The 7,270-nt window shown below is 63.6% G+C and carries 4 protein-coding genes, 1 tRNA gene and 2 riboswitches; of the genes, 4 read left to right on the top strand and 1 reads right to left on the bottom strand.

The window, feature by feature from the left end; genetic code table 11:
- Positions 1-470: 470 nt before the first annotated feature.
- Positions 471-547 (bottom strand) — tRNA-Arg (locus tag WD767_05065).
- 143 nt (positions 548-690) lie between these two features.
- Between WD767_05065 and typA the strand changes: the two genes are divergently transcribed.
- The 4 genes from typA (at position 691) to gcvP (ending at position 7,240) form a co-directional block, all read left to right on the top strand.
- Positions 691-2,514 carry a translational GTPase TypA gene (gene typA, locus WD767_05060; GenBank protein ID MEX2615444.1) on the top strand — a complete coding sequence of 608 codons (1,824 nt, stop codon included), beginning with the start codon at positions 691-693 and terminating at the stop codon, positions 2,512-2,514.
- Between the two features lie 69 nt (positions 2,515-2,583).
- Positions 2,584-2,677, top strand: a riboswitch (glycine riboswitch).
- A gap of 1 nt (position 2,678) precedes the next feature.
- A riboswitch (glycine riboswitch) is annotated at positions 2,679-2,772 on the top strand.
- Positions 2,773-2,831: 59 nt separating this feature from the next.
- Positions 2,832-3,947 (top strand): glycine cleavage system aminomethyltransferase GcvT, encoded by a 1,116-nt coding sequence (gcvT, locus tag WD767_05055; GenBank protein ID MEX2615443.1) that lies wholly within the window; start codon positions 2,832-2,834, stop codon positions 3,945-3,947.
- Positions 3,948-3,963: 16 nt separating this feature from the next.
- Positions 3,964-4,338 (top strand): glycine cleavage system protein GcvH, encoded by a 375-nt coding sequence (gcvH, locus tag WD767_05050; GenBank protein ID MEX2615442.1) that lies wholly within the window; start codon positions 3,964-3,966, stop codon positions 4,336-4,338.
- Between the two features lie 25 nt (positions 4,339-4,363).
- Positions 4,364-7,240, top strand: a complete 2,877-nt coding sequence (gcvP, locus tag WD767_05045) for an aminomethyl-transferring glycine dehydrogenase (GenBank protein MEX2615441.1) — start codon at positions 4,364-4,366, stop codon at positions 7,238-7,240.
- The last annotated feature ends 30 nt before the right edge of the window (positions 7,241-7,270 follow it).

The raw sequence follows: 7,270 nt of genomic DNA, 5'->3' as shown, positions 1-7,270 counted from the left end.
GCCTGCTCTCAAGCGGATAGGGGCCGTAACATTGCGTTTTTCCGCAGCCTGTTAAGCCTCGTCCGGAGTTCATTCTCCCTCAGTCTAGCGACCTCGACAGGATCGAGAACCGGCGGCGGACGTCTGTTTTTAGGTTGTTGACCGCACGCTTACGGCTACAAGTCCGAGCGTCATTGGCAACTATGAGAAGCGTATCGAAACGCTGGAACGGGAGAAGATCGCCTTCGAGGAAAAGCTCAGGAACGGCGGGCAACCGAAACGGGCCTTCAAGGAAATGTTCGAACCCGCCATGACATTCCTCGCAAGTCTTTGGAAAATATGGGAATCCGGCGTATTGGAAGCGCAAAGAACGGTGCTAAAACTGGTCTTTGCCGACCGTCTGGCCTATAGCCAGAAAGAGGGGTTTCGAACCCCGGAAACCACCTTACCTTTCAAGGTGTTAGCGGCGATTCAAGGGCCAGAAATGCAGATGGCGCGCCCGGCGGGATTCGAACCCACGACCCCCAGATTAGGAATCTGGTGCTCTATCCTGCTGAGCTACGGGCGCGGCGTGGTGGGGTTATAGCACGGAGCTTTCCGATATACCCCTATAAATGCTGGATATCCAACCACAGATACATTACATGAGGCCGTAACGGGGGACTGGCCCCCGTTTTTTGCTTTCAGAACCGTTTTTATAAGGATACCCCCGTGGATATTCGCAATATCGCGATCATCGCCCATGTCGATCATGGCAAGACCACGCTCGTGGACGCATTGCTGCGCCAGAGCGGGCAATACCGCGACAACCAGCAGGTTGCCGAACGGGCCATGGATTCCAACGATCAGGAGCGCGAGCGCGGGATCACCATCCTGTCAAAATGCGGGTCGGTCGTCTGGAAAAATACCCGGATCAACATCGTCGATACGCCCGGCCACGCGGATTTCGGCGGCGAGGTGGAGCGGATCCTCAGCATGGTCGACGGCGTGCTGCTGCTGGTCGATGCGTCGGAAGGGCCGATGCCGCAGACCAAGTTCGTCACCGCCAAGGCGCTGAAACTGGGGCTGCGGCCCATCGTCGTCGTCAACAAGGTCGACAAGCCCGACGCCCGCCCCGACGAAGTCCATGACGAGGTGTTCGACCTGTTCGTGGCGCTGGACGCCAGCGACGAGCAGCTGGACTTTCAGGTCCTGTTCGCCTCGGCAAAAGGCGGCTGGGCATCCGCGGATTCCGGCGCGCGCGGCGGCGATATGTCGGCGCTGTTCGATATGGTGGTGAAGCATGTAAACCCCCCGAAGGTGAGCGAATCCGGCGCGTTCCGCATGCTGGCGACAACTTTGGAAAGCGATCCGTTCCTCGGCCGAATCCTCACCGGGCGCATCGAATCCGGCACGGTGCGGGAAAACATGACGGTGAAGGCGCTGCATCGCGACGGCTCCCTGGCGGAGCGGACGCGGATTACCAAGGTGCTGGCGTTTCGGGGCACCGGCCGCGAGGGCGTCGCCGAAGCCCATGCCGGCGATATCGTCGCCCTGTCCGGATTCGGCGTCGCGACGGTGGCCGATACGATCTGCGATGTGGAGGTCACCGAACCGATTGCCTCCGAACCGGTCGATCCGCCGACCCTGTCCATGGTGTTTTCGGTCAATGACGCGCCGCTTGCCGGTCGTTCGGGCAAGAAGGTCACCTCGCGCCTGATCCGCGCGCGGCTGATGGCCGAAGCGGAAGGCAATGTCGCGATCCGCGTGACCGAAACCGAAAACGGCGACGCCTTCGAAGTCGCCGGCCGCGGCGAACTGCAGCTTGGCGTGCTGATCGAATCGATGCGCCGGGAAGGGTTCGAACTGACCATCAGCCGGCCCCAGGTCATCACCCGCAAGGACCCGGATACGGGCGCCCTGCTGGAACCCTATGAGGACGTCGTTATTGACGTCGATGAGGATTTCGCCGGGACCGTGGTGGAATCGATCGCCAAGCGGCGCGGCAAGGTCGTCGACATGCGCCCGTCCGGCGGCGCCAAGCAGCGGCTGCATATTGTCGCACCCTCGCGCGGGCTGATCGGTTATCACGGCGACTTCATGACCGAAACCCGCGGCACCGGGATCATGAACCGCGTGTTCCGCGAATACGGACCCCATGCGGGCCCCATCGACGGTCGGCGCAATGGCGTACTGATCTCCATCGCGTCCGGCAACAGCGTCGCCTACGGGCTGATGGGTCTGGAAGCGCGGGCGACCCTGTTCATCGGCTCCGGCGTCCCGGTATATGAGGGGATGATCATCGGCGAGAACAGCCGCGGCAACGACCTTGAGGTCAACCCGCTGAAATCGAAGCAGCTGACGAATATCCGCGCGTCGGGCACCGACGAGGCGGTGCGGCTGACGCCGCCGCGGCGCATGTCGCTGGAACAGGCCATCGCCTATATCGAGGGCGACGAACTGGTCGAGGTGACGCCGGATACGATCCGTCTGCGCAAGCGCTATCTCGATCCGCATGAGCGCAAGAAGGCGTCGCGCATGGCGGCCACGGCTTAGGGTTACCGCGCCGCAGCATTCAGTTGACAATCACCGGAAGCACGCTACGGTGGTTGGCGTTACGCATCGATGAACCCTGTGGGAGAGGCGGATACCGGAAGGCATCCGCGCCGAAGGAGCAACCGCCCCGGAATCTCTCAGGCAAAAGGACCGCAGGGGGAGAGCACTCTGGAAAGCAGACGCCGGGAATCCGGCGTCTCACCGAAGGTGAAAGCCGGGCAAGGCCCCGGTGATACTCTCAGGTCCACAGACAGAGCGGGGGCAGCGGGATCCGGTTTCGGGAACCGTTGTCCTTTCAATTCTGTCGGAGGCCGAGCGTGGATGACCGGAACATAGCGCCGTTGAAGCGCACGCCGCTGTTTGCCGTCCATGACGCATGCGGCGCCAGAATGGTGCCCTTCGCCGGTTACGCCATGCCGGTCCAGTTCGCCGCCGGCGTTCTGCGGGAGCACATTCACACACGGGCCGAAGCCGGCCTGTTCGACGTCTCCCACATGGGCCAGTTGCGGCTGCGCGGCGATGGCGTCGTCGATGCGCTGGAGGCGCTGGTGCCGGGCGATATCCGTGCGCTGGCGCCCGGGCGCATGCGCTACACCCAGTTCACCAACGCCGACGGCGGCATTCTCGACGACCTTATGGTGACCAATGCGGGGGACCACCTGTTCCTCGTCATCAACGCCGCCTGCAAGGAAGCCGATATCGCGCATATGCAGGACAATCTGCCATCGCATATCGGCATGGAAGTCCTCGATGATGCGGCGCTGATCGCCCTGCAGGGGCCCCTGGCCGCGGCGGTGCTGGAACGTTTCGCACCCGGCGTGGCGACGATGAAGTTCATGTCCGCGGCCGCAATGCGCGTAAAGGACGCAAACTGTCTTGTCAGCCGCTGCGGCTATACGGGCGAGGACGGCTTTGAAATATCCGTGGAGGCTACTGACGCGCCCGCCCTGGCGACGGCCCTGCTGGCTGAGGCGGAGGTGATGCCGGTCGGGCTCGGCGCCCGGGATTCGCTGCGCCTGGAGGCCGGGCTCTGCCTTTATGGGCACGATATCGATGAAACAACGACGCCGGTTGAAGCGGACCTGCTGTGGTCCATCGGCAAGCGGCGGCGCGTGGAAGGCGGCTTTCCCGGCGATGCGGTCATCCGGCGCCAGATCGCGGAAGGCGCCCCCCGCAGACGGGTCGGATTACGGCCGGAGGGCCGGGCCCCCGCGCGCGAGGGAACGGACATCATCGATGGGACCGGCGGCAAAATCGGAACGGTGACCAGCGGCGGTTTCGGACCGACCGTCGGCGGACCGGTTTCCATGGGTTACATGGCCAGTGAAAGTGCGATTTCCGGGACATCGGTGGAATTGATGGTCAGGGGGAAGGCGCTGCCGGCGCAGGTCGTGGACCTGCCCTTCACGCCGCAACGTTATTACCGGGGATAATCCGCGAGAGGGAATCATGAGCGACATCAGGTTTACGGAAGATCATGAGTGGGTCCGAATTGAAGGCGATATCGCAACGATCGGCATCACCGACTATGCGCAGGAGCAGCTTGGCGACATCGTTTTCGTCGACCTGCCCGAAACCGGGGCGGCCCTGGCGCAGGGCGACGAGGCCGCGGTCGTCGAATCCGTAAAGGCGGCGAGCGACGTCTATGCGCCGATCACGGGCGAGGTGGAGGACGTCAACGAGACGCTGGAAGGCGAACCGGGGCGGGTCAATGAGGATGCCGAGGGCGAGGGCTGGTTCTACACCATGACCATCAGCGAACCGGCCGAACTGGACGACCTGATGGACGAAAAGGCCTATCGGGCCTTCCTCAAGAAACTCTGAGCCGCAACGGATCCGGGAGCGCGCCATGACCGCCAAACGCCTGAAGGAACTGGAACAGCGTGACGATTTTGTCAGCCGGCATATCGGCCCTTCACCCGATGAAGTCGATGCGATGCTGGCGATCGTGGGCGCGAACTCGCTAGATGCGATGATCGACCTTGCGGTGCCGGAATCGATCCGCTGCCGGGAGCCGCTCGCCCTGCCGCCGTCCCGGACGGAATACGATGTGCTCGCCGAACTGCGGCGGATGGCGTCGAACAACCGCGTGATGCGGTCGCTCATCGGCATGGGCTATCATGACTGTCACACGCCCGGCGTGATCCTGCGCAACGTGCTGGAAAACCCCGGCTGGTATACGGCCTATACACCCTATCAGCCGGAAATCTCGCAGGGGCGGCTCGAAGCGCTGCTGAATTTCCAGACCATGATCATGGACCTGACGGGCATGGACCTGGCGAACGCCTCGCTGCTCGACGAAGGCACGGCGGCGGCGGAGGCGATGACCCTGTGCCGGCGGGTCGGCAAGTCGAAAAGCAGCGTCTTTTTCGTTTCCGCGGACTGTTATCCGCAGACCATCGACGTGCTGCGGACCCGCGCCGAACCGCTCGGGATCGATCTCGTGATCGGCGATCCGCACAAGGACATTGCCGGTGCGGCGCCGTTCGGCGTGCTGCTGCAATATCCGGCCGGTTGCGGGCGGGTGGACGACTGCGCGGATGTTGTCGAGACGGCGCATGCCGCCGGCGCGCTGGTTGCGGTGGCCACCGACCTGCTGGCGCTTACCTTGCTGAAGCCGCCGGGCGAATGGGGCGCGGATATCGTCATCGGCAGCGCACAGCGGTTCGGCGTGCCGATGGGCGCCGGGGGACCGCATGCCGCCTTCATGGCGACAAAGGACGAATACCGCCGTTCCATTCCGGGCCGGCTTGTCGGCGTTTCGATCGATTCCGCCGGCCGCTCGGCGCTGCGGCTGGCGCTGCAGACCCGCGAACAGCATATCCGCCGTGAAAAGGCGACCAGCAATATCTGCACCGCACAGGTCCTGCTGGCGGTGATGGCGGGCATGTATGCGGTCTATCATGGCCCGGACCGGTTGCGGACCATCGCGGAACGGGTCCATCGGATGACCTGCATTGTCGCCGCCGGCCTGAAACGGCTGGACGCCGAAATCGGCGCCGCCGCCTGGTTCGATACGCTGTGCGTCCACCTGCCGGACGGCAATGCCGCGGAAGTCCATCACGCGGCGATCGCGGAGGGTTACAATTTCCGGCGGACCGATGAACATACGCTCGGCCTGTCCTTCGACGAGACCACGACCCGCGCGGATATAGAAGCCGTGTGGCGAATCTTCGGCGATGAGGGCTCGCTGTCGGTGGACGCGCTGGATTCGGAAACGGAAGACGCCATCCCGGCGGCACTGCGCCGAAGCTCGGCTTTCCTGACCCATCCGGTGTTCAACAGCCATCATTCCGAAACGGAAATGCTGCGCTATATGAAACGGCTGCAGGACAAGGATATCGCCCTGGACCGCTCCATGATCCCGCTCGGTTCCTGCACCATGAAACTGAACGCGACGACGGAAATGATCCCCGTCACCTGGCGTGAATTCGGCGGTATCCACCCCTTCGCGCCGGCGGATCAGCTTGCCGGTTACCGGGAACTGATCGACGGGCTGGAAAAAATGCTCTGCGCGGCGACCGGGTTCGACGCGGTGTCGTTTCAGCCGAACGCGGGATCGCAGGGCGAATTCGCAGGCCTGCTGGTTATCCGGGCCTACCACCACGACCGGGGCGACCGGGAACGGGATATATGCCTGATTCCCAGTTCGGCCCATGGCACCAATCCCGCCAGCGCCGTGATGGCGGGCTTCCGGGTTGTCGTGGTCGCATGCGACAGCCGGGGGAATATCGACATCGACGACCTGCGGGCGAAGGCCGCGGCGCATGCCGGTCGGCTGGGCGCGCTGATGGTGACCTATCCCTCCACACATGGCGTGTTCGAGGAAGCAATCCGCGATATCTGCCGCATCGTTCACGACCATGGCGGGCAGGTCTATCTGGATGGCGCGAATCTGAACGCGATGCTGGGGGTCGCCAAGCCGGCGGAAATCGGCGCGGATGTATCGCATATGAACCTGCACAAGACCTTCTGCATTCCGCATGGCGGCGGCGGGCCGGGCATGGGGCCGATCGGCGTGAAGGCGCATCTGGCGCCCTTCCTGCCGGGGCATTGCGCACAGCGCGGCGGAACAGAAGGCGGCGTTGGCGCCGTATCGGCGGCGCCCTGGGGCAGCCCCAGCATCCTGCCGATTTCATGGGCCTATATCGCCATGATGGGCGGCGCCGGGCTGTTGCGGGCGACGCAGGTCGCCATCCTGAACGCGAATTACATCGCCAGGCGGCTCGATCCCTATTTCCCGGTTCTCTATACCGGGCCGGGCGGGCTGGTTGCCCATGAATGCATCATCGACCTGCGCGCCATGCAGAAAGCGACCATAGACGATGTCGCCAAGCGGCTGGTCGATTTCGGCATCCATGCCCCGACAATGTCCTTCCCGGTTTCCGGCACCCTGATGATCGAACCGACGGAAAGCGAATCAAAGGTGGAACTGGACCGTTTCTGCGACGCCATGATCGCTATCGCGACAGAGGTCGACGAAGTCGAGTCCGGCATTATAGCGATCGAAGACAGCCCGCTGCACCATGCGCCGCATACGCTGGACGAACTGATGTCCGGCGAATGGACCCGGCCCTATTCGCGCGAGGATGCCGCCTTCCCGTTACCGGCGGTGCGGGACAATAAATACTGGCCGCCGGTCGGCCGGATCGATCAGGTTTATGGCGACCGGCACATCGTCTGCGCCTGCCCGCCGCTCGACGCCTACCGGGACGCGGCGGACTGAACCGGCATAGGGGTCATCTGTAGAAAGTGG

Source organism: Alphaproteobacteria bacterium, assembly GCA_040905865.1.
Lineage (GTDB): Bacteria > Pseudomonadota > Alphaproteobacteria > UBA8366.
This window is presented reverse-complemented; position numbering and strand designations above follow the sequence as displayed.

Bases quoted from the DNA above. Each gene is read 5' to 3' on its own strand.
- gcvP (MEX2615441.1), top strand. From the start codon at position 4,364: ATGACCGCCAAACGCCTGAAGGAACTGGAACAGCGTGACGATTTTGTC.
- gcvH (MEX2615442.1), top strand. From the start codon at position 3,964: ATGAGCGACATCAGGTTTACGGAAGATCATGAGTGGGTCCGAATTGAA.